Source organism: Tibeticola sediminis, assembly GCF_003843835.1.
In the GTDB taxonomy this organism is placed as follows: Bacteria; Pseudomonadota; Gammaproteobacteria; order Burkholderiales; family Burkholderiaceae_C; genus Tibeticola; species Tibeticola sediminis.
In genome coordinates, this window is the sequence record NZ_RKQL01000002.1 from 254,428 (window position 1) to 268,759 (window position 14,332).

The 14,332-nt window shown below is 65.8% G+C and carries 16 protein-coding genes; 11 read left to right on the top strand and 5 right to left on the bottom strand.

Going from position 1 to position 14,332, the window contains the following annotated elements; genetic code table 11:
- Position 1 precedes the first annotated feature (1 nt).
- The 8 genes from EDC62_RS06115 to EDC62_RS06150 all read left to right on the top strand — a co-directional run bounded on the left by EDC62_RS06115 (position 2) and on the right by EDC62_RS06150 (position 6,321).
- Positions 2-304, top strand: coding sequence for a Dabb family protein (locus EDC62_RS06115; RefSeq protein ID WP_124221622.1), 303 nt, complete (start codon positions 2-4; stop codon positions 302-304).
- 20 nt (positions 305-324) lie between these two features.
- A complete protein-coding gene (locus EDC62_RS06120) occupies positions 325-1,116 on the top strand; it encodes an SDR family oxidoreductase (protein ID WP_124221624.1) in 792 nt (263 codons plus the stop codon).
- A gap of 46 nt (positions 1,117-1,162) precedes the next feature.
- A complete protein-coding gene (locus tag EDC62_RS06125) occupies positions 1,163-1,615 on the top strand; it encodes a PaaI family thioesterase (RefSeq protein ID WP_124221626.1) in 453 nt (150 codons plus the stop codon).
- A 246-nt stretch (positions 1,616-1,861) separates the two neighbouring features.
- Positions 1,862-2,878: an NADP-dependent oxidoreductase gene (locus EDC62_RS06130; RefSeq protein WP_124221628.1), complete on the top strand. Its 1,017-nt coding sequence runs from the start codon at positions 1,862-1,864 to the stop codon at positions 2,876-2,878.
- Positions 2,879-2,912: 34 nt separating this feature from the next.
- Positions 2,913-4,568 carry an isovaleryl-CoA dehydrogenase gene (locus tag EDC62_RS06135; protein WP_124221630.1) on the top strand — a complete coding sequence of 552 codons (1,656 nt, stop codon included), beginning with the start codon at positions 2,913-2,915 and terminating at the stop codon, positions 4,566-4,568.
- 9 nt (positions 4,569-4,577) lie between these two features.
- On the top strand, positions 4,578-5,180 hold the full coding sequence (locus EDC62_RS06140; RefSeq protein ID WP_124221632.1) for a GNAT family N-acetyltransferase: 603 nt from the start codon (positions 4,578-4,580) through the stop codon (positions 5,178-5,180).
- Positions 5,180-5,368 carry a hypothetical protein gene (locus EDC62_RS06145; protein ID WP_124221634.1) on the top strand — a complete coding sequence of 63 codons (189 nt, stop codon included), beginning with the start codon at positions 5,180-5,182 and terminating at the stop codon, positions 5,366-5,368. Before EDC62_RS06140 ends, EDC62_RS06145 begins: the two co-directional genes overlap by 1 nt.
- 47 nt (positions 5,369-5,415) lie before the next feature.
- Complete coding sequence (locus EDC62_RS06150) at positions 5,416-6,321, top strand: SDR family oxidoreductase (protein WP_124221636.1); 906 nt, start codon at positions 5,416-5,418, stop codon at positions 6,319-6,321.
- Positions 6,322-6,367: 46 nt separating this feature from the next.
- Here EDC62_RS06150 and EDC62_RS06155 read toward each other — a convergent pair whose 3' ends face one another.
- The 4 genes from EDC62_RS06155 to EDC62_RS06170 form a co-directional block, all read right to left on the bottom strand.
- Positions 6,368-7,558 carry an SEL1-like repeat protein gene (locus tag EDC62_RS06155; protein WP_124221638.1) on the bottom strand — a complete coding sequence of 397 codons (1,191 nt, stop codon included), beginning with the start codon at positions 7,556-7,558 and terminating at the stop codon, positions 6,368-6,370.
- A gap of 11 nt (positions 7,559-7,569) precedes the next feature.
- Entirely contained in the window at positions 7,570-9,288 is a 1,719-nt protein-coding gene (locus tag EDC62_RS06160; protein ID WP_124221650.1) for a DUF4384 domain-containing protein, read from the bottom strand.
- Positions 9,289-9,355: 67 nt separating this feature from the next.
- Positions 9,356-9,778: a hypothetical protein gene (locus EDC62_RS06165; RefSeq protein WP_124221653.1), complete on the bottom strand. Its 423-nt coding sequence runs from the start codon at positions 9,776-9,778 to the stop codon at positions 9,356-9,358.
- A gap of 90 nt (positions 9,779-9,868) precedes the next feature.
- A complete protein-coding gene (locus tag EDC62_RS06170) occupies positions 9,869-10,369 on the bottom strand; it encodes a hypothetical protein (RefSeq protein ID WP_124221656.1) in 501 nt (166 codons plus the stop codon).
- A gap of 492 nt (positions 10,370-10,861) precedes the next feature.
- On the opposite strand from EDC62_RS06170, the gene EDC62_RS06175 reads away from it, so the two are divergent.
- Both EDC62_RS06175 and EDC62_RS06180 read left to right on the top strand, forming a co-directional pair.
- Entirely contained in the window at positions 10,862-11,590 is a 729-nt protein-coding gene (locus EDC62_RS06175) for a response regulator transcription factor (RefSeq protein WP_170159036.1), read from the top strand.
- 88 nt (positions 11,591-11,678) lie between these two features.
- A complete protein-coding gene (locus EDC62_RS06180; RefSeq protein ID WP_124221660.1) occupies positions 11,679-13,022 on the top strand; it encodes a sensor histidine kinase in 1,344 nt (447 codons plus the stop codon).
- 114 nt (positions 13,023-13,136) lie between these two features.
- Here the strand turns inward: EDC62_RS06180 and EDC62_RS06185 are convergent, their stop codons facing one another.
- Positions 13,137-13,361 (bottom strand): HP1242/YdcH family protein, encoded by a 225-nt coding sequence (locus EDC62_RS06185; protein ID WP_124221663.1) that lies wholly within the window; start codon positions 13,359-13,361, stop codon positions 13,137-13,139.
- Positions 13,362-13,686: 325 nt separating this feature from the next.
- Between EDC62_RS06185 and EDC62_RS06190 the strand changes: the two genes are divergently transcribed.
- Positions 13,687-14,301 (top strand): isochorismatase family protein, encoded by a 615-nt coding sequence (locus EDC62_RS06190; protein WP_124221665.1) that lies wholly within the window; start codon positions 13,687-13,689, stop codon positions 14,299-14,301.
- Positions 14,302-14,332 lie beyond the last annotated feature (31 nt).

Genomic DNA, 14,332 nt, shown 5'->3' on the forward strand with positions numbered 1-14,332 from the left:
GATGATCAAACACATCGTCATGTGGAAGTTCAAAGACGAGGCCGAGGGCGCCGACAAGGCGGCCAACCTTGCGTGCGCCCAGGCCTTGCTCGAGGCCTGCCGCGGGCTGGTACCTGGATTGCGCACCCTGGAGGTGGCCCGGGCTGCGCCGGGGCTCGAGTGCACCTACGACCTCGTCCTCTACACCGAATTCGACAGCCGTGAAGCGCTCGACGCCTACCAGCATCATCCGCAGCATGAGGCGCTCAAGCCCTTCATTGCGGCCGTCCGCCTCGAGCGGCAGTGCATGGATTATGAAGTTTGAACCCCATAGGAGACTCTGACATGACCCGCACCATCCACCAGCTTTTCGACCTCAAAGGGCGCAACGCGCTCGTCACCGGCGGCTCGCGCGGCCTGGGGCTGCAGATGGCCCACGCGCTGGGCGAGGCCGGCGCGCGGGTGATGATCACGGCCCGTAAGGCCGATGAACTCGAGCAGGCGGTGGCCGAGCTGCAAGACGCAGGGATCGACGCGCGCTGGATTGCCGCCGACTGCGCGAAAGAAGAGGATCTGCGCCGCCTCACGGACGAAACCCTGCATCGGCTCGGCCCCATCGACATCCTGGTCAACAACGCCGGTGCCGCCTGGGGCGCGCCCGCCGAGGACCATCCGCTCGAAGCCTGGGACAAGGTGATGAACCTCAACGTACGCGGCTACTTCATCCTGAGCCAGCAGGTGGCCAAGCGCTCGATGATCGAGCGCCGTCGCGGCCGCATCATCAACATCGCGTCGATCGCGGGCCTTGGCGGCAACCCGCCTGAAATGCAGACCATTGCTTACAACACCTCCAAGGGTGCGGTCATCAACTTCACGCGCGCGCTGGCGGCCGAATGGGGCAAGTACCACATCAACGTCAACGCGATTTGCCCCGGCTTTTTCCCGAGCAAGATGACGGCCGGAACCCTCAAGGCACTGGGCGAGGAGCGGCTCGCGGCGCACGCCCCGCTGCAGCGGCTCGGAGATGACGAAGACCTCAAGGGCGCGACCCTGTTGTTCGCATCCGATGCCGGTAAGCACATCACGGGCCAATGGCTGGCGGTCGATGGGGGGGTGAGCGTCGTCACGGGCGGCTGAGCGTGCCCCTCGGCCGACCGAGCCCATTCCACCGCTGTAGACGTCCATGAGCCTGCCTTTCAGCGCGCACATCCCCTTCGTCGAGCATCTCGGCATGACGCTCGAGCGCTTCGAGGGGGGCGAGTCCACGGTTCGGCTGCAGCCCCGGCCCGAGCATCGCAACTCATTCGACGTCACGCACGGCGGTGTCTGCATGACGATGCTCGACGTCGCGATGGCGACCGCCGCGCGCAGCGTGCAGCCCGAGCTGGGGGTGGTCACGATCGAAATGAAGACCAGTTTCATGCGCCCGGCACGCATCGCCGCAGACGCACCGGGAGGCGCGGCCCTCGAGGCGCGTGGGCGGCTGCTGCACCGCACGAGCGCGATGGCTTTCACCGAAGCGACCTTGTACGACGATGCTGGCCGTGCCTGCGCGCACGCGACCGGCACCTTCCGCTACGTGCGCCGGGCCCAGGCGTCCGTTTCGGCGCCACAGCCGCCACTGCCGACCGACTGAGAGGCTGAGAGGAAATTGGTCATGCCCGCTTTGACGTCCCAAAACACGCCCGAGGGCGTTGCAAATGCGCGCCGTAGCCCGAGCTACGGCTGTGCTTTGCGCCTACTCGGGCGCGTTTTGGGGCGCCCCTTCGGGCACGCCCAATTCCCTCTCAGCCTCTGAGCCTTTTTTTGGCTTTTTTGCCCGTATCCCAGCGTCAAACGGTCAGTTCTTGCTATCAAAATCAGATCAACCACGGAGTTCACCATGCCCCAGAACAAACAGATCGTCCTCGACAACCGCCCGGTCGGTGAAGCCAGCCCGGCCAATTTCCGTCTGCGGGTCACCGAAACGCCGCCGCTCCAAGAGGGGCAGGTGCTGGTGCGCCACCACTACTTGAGTCTCGACCCCTACATGCGGGGCCGCATGAACGAGGGCAAGAGCTACGCCGAGCCGCAGCCGCTCGGTGAAGTAATGATCGGCGGAACGGTCGGCGAGGTGGTCGAATCTCGCCACCCAAAATTCAAGCCCGGCGACGCCGTCGTCGGCATGGGCGGCTGGCAGGAATACAGCGTGGTGGACGCGGACCAACCCGGTGCCTTGCGCAAAGTGGACACGACCCACGTGCCGCTGTCGTATTACCTCGGCGCCGTCGGCATGCCGGGCGTGACCGCCTGGTATGGCCTCGTCAAGATCATCGAACCCAAAGCGGGCGAGACGCTGGTGGTGAGCGCCGCGACCGGCGCGGTCGGCAGCGCCTTTGCGGCGCTCGGCAAGGCGCGGGGCTGCCGCGTGGTCGGGATTGCAGGGGGGGCCGAGAAGTGCCGCTACGCGGTCGAGGAACTCGGCTTCGACGCCTGCATCGACTACAAGCCCCATCCGGACGCCCATAGTCTGTCCAAGGCGGTCAAAGACGCCTGCCCGAACGGCGTCGACGGCTATTTCGAGAACGTCGGTGGCATGGTGCTCGATGCCGTCATGCTGCGCATGAACGCCCACGGCCGCATCGCCGTCTGCGGCATGATCGCCGGCTACGACGGCCAGCCCTTGCCCATGGCGCATCCGGCGCTGATCCTGGTCAGCCGACTCAAAATGCAGGGCTTCATCGTCAGCGAGCACATGGAGGTTTGGCCCGAGGCTCTGACGGAGCTCGCGACCCTTGTGGCGACCGGCAAGCTGCGCCCCCGCGAGACGATTGCACAAGGCATCGAGTCCGCGCCCGAAGCCTTCATCGGCCTGCTCAAAGGCCGCAACCTCGGCAAACAACTCGTCAAGCTCATTTGAGGGACCGCGGCCGGCTCGGCGCCTGGAGACTCGCATGAACATCGCCACCCATGAAGTGTTCAACCAGCCCGAGCCGCTGGTCGACGTGAACCTCTTCGAGGCCAACCGGCCGCTGCAAGACGGCCTGAAGTTCAACGCTCCCGCGCTCGACCCCGCGGGCCTGCGCGCACTGGGCGCTGTCCTGGGCACGGGCGAGATGCAGACGCACGCCCGGCTGGCCAATGTGCACACGCCGCAGCTGCGCAGCCACGACCGCTTTGGCCGCCGCATCGACGAGGTGGAGTTCCACCCGAGCTACCACGCCTTGATGCGCGCCGCGACCGAAGCCGGCCTGCACGGCACGCCGTTTTCCGATGCCGAGCAGGCCAGCGGCCATGCCCATGTGCGGCGTGCGGCGGCGTTCATGCTGTTCACCGAGCTCGAGCCCTCGGTTTTGTGCCCGATCTCCATGACCTACGCGGTCACGCCGGCGCTCAAAGACAACCCGTCGATTTACCGTGACTGGTCGGCGCAACTCACGAGCCGCGCCTACGACCCCCGGCTGGTCCTCTGGCGCGACAAAGCCGGCGTCACCATGGGCATGGGCATGACGGAAAAGCAAGGCGGCTCGGACGTGCGCGCCAACACCACGCAAGCCGTCCCCGCGGGCGAGGACGGCTGGGGCCGGCGCTACACCGTGACCGGGCACAAGTGGTTTTTCTCCGCGCCCATGTGCGACGCCTTCCTGATCCTCGCGCAGACAGCCAGTGGCCTGTCGTGCCTCTTTCTGCCGCGTATCCTGCCCGACGGCATGCGCAACGCGCTGCAAATCCAGCGCCTCAAGGACAAGCTCGGTAACAAGGCCAATGCCAGCTCCGAAGTCGAGTTTGCCGGCGCGACGGCCTGGCTGGTCGGCGAAGAAGGGCGCGGCGTGCCGCAGATCCTGGCCATGGGGACGCTGACGCGGCTCGATTGCGCGCTCGGCACCAGCGGCCTGATGCGGCAGGCGCTCTCGCTCGCTTTGGACCACACGCGCCAGCGCATGGCCTTCGGCAAGCCCCTGATCGAGCAGCCGCTGATGCGCAACGTGCTCGCCGATCTCGCGCTCGAGTCGGAGGCCGCGACGGCACTGGCTTTGCGTCTTGCGCGCAGCTTCGACCGCTCGATCAGCGACGAGCACGAGCGCGTGATCCAGCGCCTGCTGACCCCCATTGCCAAGTTCTGGATCTGCAAGCGCGGCAGCGCCTTTGCTCAAGAGGCCATGGAATGTCTCGGCGGCAATGGCTATGTGGAAGAGGGCGGTGAGGGCATCATGGCCCGCATCTACCGCGAAATGCCCGTCAACAGCATCTGGGAAGGCGCGGGCAACATCATGGCGCTCGACCTGCTGCGCGCGTTGCGCAAGGCCGATGCCGCCGCGGCGCTTTCGCAGGAACTGGCTCCGGCTCGGGGCATGCATCCCGCGCTCGACCAGCTCGCCGCAAGCTTGCCCACCCGCGTGGAGATGATGGCGACCGAAATCGAGGCCCGGCGCCTCGCGCAAGACGTGGCGCTCGCCGTGCAGGCGGCCCTGCTCGCGCAGACCGCACCGGCGGCTGTGTTCAGCGCGTTTTGCGAGTCGCGCCTGGCCGGGCAGTGGGGCTACAGCTTCGGCTGCCTGCCCTCAGGCACGGATTTCGCGGCGATCCTCAGGCGTGCTCAACCCCGCTGACGAGGACGCATGGCTGCAGACAGCTCCATTCTCGACGACCGCCCAGCGCTGGCGAGTGCCCGTGCGCCTGCGCTGGCCCCTGCACCGGCATCGACGCGATGCGCGCAAGCCCACACCGATGTTCAATGGCGGTGCCTGCCCTTCGGGGCCTTGCTGCCCGACACGCTCTACCGGCTGCTGCGCCTGCGCAGCGCGGTGTTCGTGGTGGAGCAGGCGTGTGTGTTTCTCGACCTCGATGGGCTGGACCCGCAGTGCCTCCACATCCTAGGCGAGCGGCCCGGGTCGCCCGCGGAGGCAGCGCTGGTCGCCAGCGCGCGGCTCGTGCCGCCGGGCGTCGCCTACGCCGAAGCGAGCATCGGGCGCGTCGCGACCGCGCCGACCGCCCGCGGCTTGGGCCTCGGCCATGCCCTGATGGCGCAGGCGGTGCAGACGCTCGAGCAACTTTGGGGCCCGCAACCCATCCGCATCGGCGCGCAGGCCCACTTGCAGTCGTTTTATGGCCAGCATGGTTTCGTCGCCGATGGCGCACCGTATGTCGAAGACGGCATCGCGCACATCGAAATGATCCTAAATCCGGCAGTTGACCGCTTCTCGCGAAAAGCAAGGTGTTGATGTTTAAGCAATTTTCGGTGCGCAGGCCGTTCACCGTTTGGGTGAGCGCTGCGCACCCGTTCGAGTCGCCCTCGGGCGCGGGGGCGGCGTTGCAAATCCTCGCCATGGCGCCCGCCATGGCTACGGTTTTCGCCTTGCCCGCGCGCCCGATGACGACCCGCCCGGGCGCGCCCAACCGCCGGATTTAGGATGATTCGGCGTTGAACGCGCCTACCCCCTTCAGGAGAAAGCCTCGATGATCGTGGATTTCAAAGACAAGACAGCGGTGCTGACTGGCGCAGGCTCGGGTTTCGGACTCGAATGCGCGCGCATCGGGGCGCGGCTGGGCATGAAGCTCGTGCTGGTGGACGTGCAGGTCGATGCGCTCGAGGCCGCAGCCAATGAAATGCGCGGGCTAGGCGCCGAAGTGCTCGCGCGTCGGGTGGACGTGTCCGATGGTGCGCAAATGCAAGCCCTGGCAGACGCCGTGCGCGAGCGGTTCGGCGCGCCGCATTTCGTCTTCAACAATGCCGGCGTGGGTGCGGGCGGCTTGGTGTGGGAGAACACCGTCGCCGATTGGAACTGGGTGCTCGGCGTGAACCTTTGGGGTGTGATCCACGGTGTGCGGCTCTTCACCCCGATGATGCTTGAGGCCGCAGCGGCCGACCCCGAATGGCGCGGCCACATCGTCAACACCGCCAGCATGGCCGGATTGCTCACGGCGCCCAATATGGGCATTTACAACGTCAGCAAGCATGCCGTGGTGGCGCTGACCGAGACTCTCTATCAAGACCTGCGGCTCATCACCGAGCAGGTGAGCGCGAGCGTGCTGTGCCCCTATTTCGTCCCCACGGGCATCAGCCAGAGCCATCGCAACCGCCCGTCCGAGCTGCCCGCTCAGGCGCCCACCCGCAGCCAGCTCATCGGCCAAGCGATGAGCGACAAGGCCGTGAACTCGGGCAAGGTGACCGCCGCAGAGGTTGCGCAAAAGGTGTTCGACGCGGTCGCAGCCGACCAGTTTTACATCTACAGCCACCCGCAGGCGCTGGGTAACGTGCGCGAACGCATGGAGGCCATCGTCGAGGCCCGCAATCCGCCCGACCCTTTCGCCACGCGGCCCGACATCGGCGAGCGACTGCGCACGGCGCTGCGGGGCGGGTGAGGTAGATGCGCGAGCCGGCTTCAAGACACTCGGCTAGGCTCGGTCTTCAGGGCGCGACGGGGAGGGTGCGCTGCTGCCACTTCGGTGGTAGGAAGTCGTACAGGGGCGTGGGCTCACGCCGCATGACCCGAACCCCAGCCAGGTTGCTCAATGAAGGCGCAAGGCTGTTGACGTCGACGTAGGCGAGTTGTCGCATCCAGGCCAGATCGACCTCTCCGGTTGGTGTGGGGCGCGAAAAGATCAGGGCCAGCATTTTTTGGGCTTCGGGGTTGCCTTCGGCCTGAGCCTGGCGGTAGAGCCGGATCGCCATCGCATAATCCGCCGGCATGCCTTCCCCGCGGTGGGCCCGGCGGGCTTCGGCCAGCGCCGCCGCGCCGGGTGCTGCGGCCGCCTCGCTGCTCTTCGCGCTGCGCGGTTGGGCCATGTCGATGATTTCCAGGTTGGCGGCAGCGGCCTTGGACTTCGGTGCGGCAGCGACAAAGTAGCTTCGCGCCTGCTGCCAGTGCCGGCGGCTCGCGGCGTCGAGGCCGAGCTCGATGAGCGCGTGCACATCACCGAGTCGGGCCGCCTCGAGCAACAGCTCTGGGTGGGGCAGCGGCGGATCCTCCGAGCCCGTGCGCGGGTTTTGAATCTCGGCCAAGGCAAGCGGCGATTGGCGAGTCAAACTCAGCCAAGCCAGAAACAGGGCGCGCCCCCGGTTCGCCCGGGCGAGCCGGTCGATCCAAGGCTGTGCGGCGGCAGGGCTTGGCGGTCCGGCGCAGCCGTCGATCAGACACCACGCCATGCCGGCCGCCGCCAGGGGTTCTCCACGTGCCCAGGCGGCTTCGAACCACTGTTGCGCGCGCACCGGATCTCGTGCCACGCCCGCGCCGTGCAGATGGATCAGTCCCAGCAGCCAGGCGGCGGTCCCCGGTCCGCCTGCGGCAGCGGGCGCACTTGCTGCGGGCTGGGCTTTGCCCGCCTTGGGCTTGGCGAGGCTTTTGGCTGAGCCACCGCGGGCTTGGGACGCGGCGCCCGCAGCGTAGACGGGCTTTTCGGATGTCGCCAGGCGCTCGAGCGTGCGCAGCTCACGCTCCACTTCGGAGTGGCCCACGGTGCTGGGGATGATCCGCGGCGGCAGCGGCGGATCCATTTCGATCGCCGCTGGCCGCAAGGGCTGGACGCGGGCTTCGACTGCATGGAGCCCGAGCGCCAGGGCGGCGAGCAGTAGGGCGCAATGCCCGGCAAGGGGCCGCATGGCGTCCTCGCTCAGGATTTGGGCTGCGGGCTGGCGTCGGCGGCCTGGGCGCGGCGAGGACGCACCTCCCACTGCAAGGTTTGCTCGACGTAGCCACGCCCGTCGAACGCCTTGTGGAAGGCTTCGCGTATGCTGTGCATTCCGTTGAAGCCTGGCAGTGGCTGCAGGCCCGGTTCGACCAGCGGAGCCGGCAGGCGCGAGGCCGGGTCCTCGACCGACGCGAAACAGGTCAGCGTCTCGGTACCCGGCACGCCGGCATCGAGCACGAAGCCAGGGTTGGGCGCCATCCAGTCCGGTATGCGAACCATCTGATTGGCCGGAACCGCCGAAGTCGGCCGGCTCGGGTTGGGCAGCAGTCGCAGCACGTTCCCCAGGCTCTCGGCGAAATAGCAATACATGTAAGAAGCACGCGAGACGGTGGCCGAGGCGAAGATCTGCTCGCCCGATTCGAAGACGGACTTGTCTGGCTTCGGGTTCTCGATGCGCAGTTCCAGTTTGAGCGGTGCGGGCGCGGCGCTGCCGTACACCTGGATGCCTTTGCCGGTGGATGAGGGCTCGACGGTACTCGCCAGAATCGGGCTGGCGGTGGTCGGAGTCCAGCCGATGCGCACGAGTTTGCCGTCCTCACCGAGCCCGACGAAGGAACGCAAGGCGCGCTCATAGGTCGGGAAATCAATCGATCCCGTCACGACCATGCCTTGATCGGCTTGAAAGCGAGCCAGCGCGGCGCGGAAATCCGGGTCGTTGAGCGGCACATTGGCTTTGTCGGGCCCCAAGTAGCCATGGCTGATCAGCGACTGTCGAATCAGGCCATGGCGGATGCCGACGTCGCCCTCGTCGTACCAGTCACGAAGTTGCCGCTGGAAGTCGGGGTGTGCCTGGTCGAGGGTGAGGCACTGCCAGTAGGGCACGCGCGCCCATTTGCCAGCGAGCTCGATCATGGCGAGTTCGACCAGGGTGCGGATCGCCGCGCCCGAGCCTTGGGTGTAGTCGCGCCCGACGTTGAAGTTCCATCCATAGGTGCTGATGCGTCCGGCCAGGTCCAGTCCTTGCCCGCCGGTGCCGATGACGACTTCATTGGCCGAATCCAGGCCCGGAATCAGCGTGCGCGTGCGAAAGTCGCCGAGGTGTAGTTCGAGGCCGATGATGGTCGCGTTCTTGTTTTGGCTGTAGCCGGTCTCAAGCCGCGAGGCCGATGTGCCGACATTGAAGCGGTTGTTCAGCACGTTTTGGTCGACGAATGCCACGCCGCCCGAGACATACAGCGCCGGTCGTTGCAGCTGCATCTGGTTGATTCCGAGCAGGATCGCCGTGAGGTTCTGGACCGTGTCCTGGCGCGCAATGTCCACCTCATAGTCGACATAGCGGAACGCGTTGCTGGTGCGCGACATCTGCGAGAGCGCGGTGACGATCATTTCCTTGGTCGCGACCGGCACGCGGTTCGAATAGTCGGGAATCCACTTGCTCGTGATGAGGGTCGTCGGAACCTGCGCTTCGCGGAACAAGCGATCCATGCACATCAGCGAGTCCGAAAACGACGAAATCGAGCGCACCGGTTTGTTCGCGGGCCGGTTCGCTGCCGATCCATACGACTGGTAGACCGCATCGTCGCGCACATTCATCGGCGTGCTGCAGCCACCGATCCAGACCGCCAGGCTCGCTATCCCCAAGGCGCGCACCAGACTGGCGAACAAGGACCCGCGGCTCCGGGGGGCGGTGGTGGCGGTCATGGCGTTCTCCTCGTTTTCGTCTTTGGGTTTTTCTGCGTCAGCTACGCCTCAGCCTTGAGTGCGTGACTCAGCGGCAAATGTTCACCAGGTCGCCTCGGAGCACCACGATTTGTTGCTGCGATCCAGTGCTCGTCTTGGCACTGCCTTGGGGCCCCAGTGAACTCGTGACGCTGCCCACTTCTTGCACGCAGGTCTTGGTAAAGCCCTGGGCTTGAGAGGTCGCGACGACGGTGTTGTCGGTGTAAATGCTGCCGTCGTCGGCGGTGGCCGAGAAGGCTTTGGCTTCGTACCGGGCCACCTTCGCTTTGATCCAGGCGGGCATCTCGGGGTTGCCGTCGATCTGACCAGAAGCCGGCGGTGGCGGCGTCAGCATCGTTGGGTGACCGACCGGTCCGGTCAGGGGCAGCGGATCCTCCCCGGGGGCCGCGAAGGCCGCGCTTCCAGCCCCGACGCAAAGCAGAAACCCAAGTCCGTTCAAAAGCAGCTTCATGATGACCTCCAAGGCATGTTGGGTGGGGCGGAAACGGCGAAAAGCCTCGGCCCACGCGCATCCCGCGCGTCGGCCGAGGCTGGGCTCGACTCAGTCGTGATGGCCGCCACCGTGGCCGCTGGAGGAGGTGGCGTTACACGTCACGCAGCCGTTGTTGCTGGCGAGGTTCTGAACCGCCATCGAGTTCTTGCCGGTCGACCAGTTGGCCACATAGCTCATCATCAGGCCGGTCGTTTGCGTGGAGCTTCCGTTGATGGTCACATTGCCCACGTTGCTCGACAGGTTCTGGCTCGCATAGCTGTTGCTGCCGGTCGAGTGGTTCGCGACATCCGAGCCGCCGGCGCTGGTGCCTTGGGTCGAGCTGCCGTTGATGGTCACGTTACCCGCGTTGCTCGACACGTTCTGGTATGCGCCGCTGTCGCTGCCGGTGGAGTTGTTGCGGAACGCGCTGAACATGGACGTGACGCTTTGCGCCGAGCTGCCATTGATCACGATCGCCGGGCCCGACGAAGAGGGCGGCGGCGGGGGCGGCGATGCGTGTGCAGCGGCGGCTGAAAGAGCGGCGAGGGCGATAATGGAAAGTGCTTTCATGATGGTTCCTTCAAGGGGTCAAGTGGTGCCTATCCCGGGATGCCCTGGCCGATCCAGACCATCCCGACCTTCAGGTCAATGAACCTTGCGTCATCGGGGGTAACCCCGGGAAGGCGCTCGGCTCATCAACCTGGGATGCAGTGTCTGGCTGCGAGCCCGCGCCGACCATCGCCTGCATCGACTACCGAGGCTTGGTGGGCATCGCCTACCTACTGACCCGCTATATCGGCCCAACACCCGCGTCAACACAGCCGATGTTGCTATGGTTTTCGCGAAATTGCCGATTTCAATTTCGGTAGGTCGTCGATGTTTCAGGTGTAACGATAAGTACGAACGTGAAATTTGTCGCACCCATGCATCCAAAGTGGGACTAATGTGTCGACTCGTACCCGTTGAGGGTCGTGGACTGAAGGATGGAGGATCGTCATGTTGGGAAAAACGACAACCCGCAGCAAGGCTGCCGCGAGCGCATCGGACGATTTGGTCCGTGCGATGGCCCCGGTGGGCGTAGCCGTGCCCAAGCCGCTCTGGCCTGACTTTTTGGTGGGGCAGCCGGACCGACCCGTGCGTGTTCTGTTGATCGATGACGACCCGCACATCCGCCGGGTGATCGCTCAGGAACTGCTGGCCGACGAGCGCATCGACCTGATCGGCCAGGCCGATGGCTACAAGGAAGGCAAGCGGCTGATCGACCAGAAAGAACACGACGTCATGCTGGTCGACCTCCATCTGGGCGACGGCACGGGGTTCGATCTCATTCGCTACCTCAAGTCCGTGCGCCCCATGGCAGAGGCCGTTGTCGTCTCGGCCATGGAGGATGTGCACCATGCCCTGCATGCGTTCGAATTGGGTGCGACGGGTTACCTCGTCAAGCACTCGTGGTTTGGCAATTTTCCGCAGGCCGTGCTGCAGGTGGTCAACGGCGGTGCGTCGATCACGCCAAACCTGGCGCGGCGGCTGCTCGCGCGCTTCGATGGCGCCGATCGCGGGGAACGGCTCGAGCGTAACCGCCCGCCAGCCGCCGAAAGCGAGGGGATTTCCCAGCGCGAGCGGCATGTGCTCAAGCTGATCGCTGCCGGCCATACGAGCGCCGAGATCGCTGGCCGGCTCGACATCAGCGTCCAGACCGTCAACACCCATCTGCGCAACGTCTACCAGAAGTTGGGTGTGCACACACGCGCTCAAGCGGTCAGCCAGGCCACTCGGCGCGGACTGCTTTGACGGCGCACGTTGGTTTCTGGTTCAACGGAAAGCGCGCCAAGCGGCATCAAGGCTGTGCGTTGGCGAGCCTTCACGCACGGGGTGTGCAATGAATACGGCGGTTCACATCCTTCTCATTCGGATGCTGATGGGCGCGTCGATCGCACTCGCGTTGGGCGCTGCGGCTTGGTCCGCGTGGAGCCTCTGGCGGGGGGGCGCCCGCGCGGTGGACCGGCCTATGCTCTGGCTGTGCCTCGCCTGGGTGGCGTTCCTCTGGTTGACGCAGCCCATGGCAGCCTTCGGTCTGAAGTTCGATGCCCAGGCTCTGCTGCCCGCTCGTGCGCTGCTCTATCAACTGGTGCTCAGCGGCGTCGGGGCCTTGCTGCTTGCGGCAGCGCGACCGGAGGGCGGCGGCCTGCTCGGGCTCTGGGGCGGCGCACAGGCGGTGGCTTTCGGTCTGCTGCTCTGGTCGGCGAAGGACGGCGCGCTGGGGAGCCTCAGCGAGGGTGCGTGGTGGTGGGCGTGGTTCGTGGTCAACGCCACCTCGGGCGGACTCGTGGTCTGGGGGCTTTGGCGCGCCGCCCGTCGAGCCGACACGACCCGGGCTTGGCTGGCGCTCGGGGCTGGGGTGTTGGCGCTGGCGATCTTCGTGGAAGACGCTTTTCGCGCGCCGATCGGGCTGCTGACGCCCACGATGGTGCACTTTGCCTTTGCGCTGTATCTGTTGCTGGTCTGGATCGCGGCCAAGGGGCCGTTGGCGATCGGGGACTTGCCGGGGGGGCGGGATTCAGTCTTGGGCTGGCGACAGGTTTCGATCGGCTCGAGCGGGCTCGAGCCGGCTATCGAGGCCGTTCTCGCGGATGAGCGACAGCGCATCGCCCGGGAACTGCACGATGGGGTCGGGTCGCAGTTGACTCAGTTGCTGGCGTCGCTCGACCCCAACGATGCGCGTCAAAAGGCCATGATGCAGGGGCTGGAAGAGGTGATGCTGGGCGTGAAGATGCTGGTTGACGAAATTTACGACCAGGGACAGTCCCTCGCCCAGGCTTTGGGCAACCTGCGCTATCGCTTGGAGGCGGCGTTCAGCCGCAACGGCATGGACCTGGTCTGGGATTTGCAGGAGCTCGATGCACTCGAACAGATGGGTGGCCGGGAGGCGCATGAAGTCTTGCGCATTGTCCAGGAAGCGATCTGCAACGCGATGCGTCACGCGCAGGCAAGCACCATCACGGTTCGCACGAACCTTCGCCCCGAGAGCGGAACGCTGACCATCGACGTACGTGACGACGGCCGCGGGTTCAAGCAAAGGAGAGGACAGCCCGGCGGGCGTGGCCTGCTCGGGATGCGCGAGCGAGCGGCTGCTTTGGGCGGCTCACTCCAGGTCTTCAGTGCGCCGGGCAGTGGCACGTGCGTGCGCATCAACCTGCCTGTTCAGGTACCGCAAATCAGCTAGCCTCGCGAACAGCGAGCCGGCCAGCCGCGCGCGGTGGGCACCCAAGCGGCGTCGAGAAATTGCCTGGATGCCACCCCGCTCGGGCGCCATCACGGGAATTTGTTCAGCGTCGCCTTAGCGCGCAGCTTCGCTGGCTTTCTTCAGGATCGCGTAGAGCTGGTCCTTCAGCAGCAGCTTTTCCTTCTTGAGCGTTTCGATCTCGGTGGGACTGGTGGGTTCGATGTGGGATTCCATGTTGCGGATCTTTTGGTCGAGCTCGTTGTGTTTGTCGAACAGCCGGGCGAAATGATGGTCGGTGGTTTTGAGGCGTGTGATGAGGTCGCGGTATTCAGGGAACATGGTTGGGGCTCGGGCTGAAAGCCGCCGGGCTGGCGGCCGCTCTAGGGCAACGTTGAACAAGTCCCTCGCGCGCCGCGCGTCCCGGCAGCGGGCGGTCTGCTTCGTTGCAAATCCTCGCCATAGCTTCGGCTATGGCTGCGGTTTGCGCCTCGCATCCCATCCCGCGGCCGGGCGCGCGCCTTCGCAGGAACTTATTCAGCGTTGCCCTAGTGTACGTGCCTTGGTGGGCGTTTCGAATCGCTTCGAATGGGCCTGACCGCGGACGGCGACAACCGCGACAATCGGTTCTTCGTTAGCCCTTGGTTCCAGCAGAAAGGATGCCCCGATGCTTCTCGATTCGAGCGAAATGCAGTTGGTGCTGATCGACTATCAGCCGCGTTTGATGTCGGCGATTCATGAGGGTGAGGCGGTGCTGGCGCAGGCGCAGCGCCTCGCGAAGATCGCGGCCGTGTTGGAGGTGCCCATTTGGGGCACGGAACAGAACCCCGAGCGCCTCGGTGAACTCGCCGCCCCGCTGCGCGGCCTTTGCCGCAAGGTCCTGCCGAAGATGACATTCAGTGCCGTGGCGGAGGGGCTGGGCGATTGGCTGCGCCCGCCACAACGCGCGCCGCAGGGGAACGCGCGCAGCCTTCCTAGGCATCTCAGACGGGACGCCGCGGGCGAAGGTGGGGCGCGCTCGCCGCGGGAAACCATACTGCTCGCCGGCTGCGAGGCGCATGTCTGCGTGTTGCAGACCGCGCTCGAACTGCTGGACGAGGAATTCGATGTCTGGGTGGTGACGGATGCGTGCGGCTCTCGCCGCCTCAGCGACCGCGATGCGGCATTTGATCGGCTCGCGAGTGCGGGGGTGGAGCTGGTGACGACCGAAATGGTTGCGTTCGAAGGACTGCGCAGCGCCGAACACCCCCAGTTCAAAGCGGTGCAGAGCCTGATCCGCTGAACCGCTGCGCGGCGAGCGTCAGCTTGTCGCA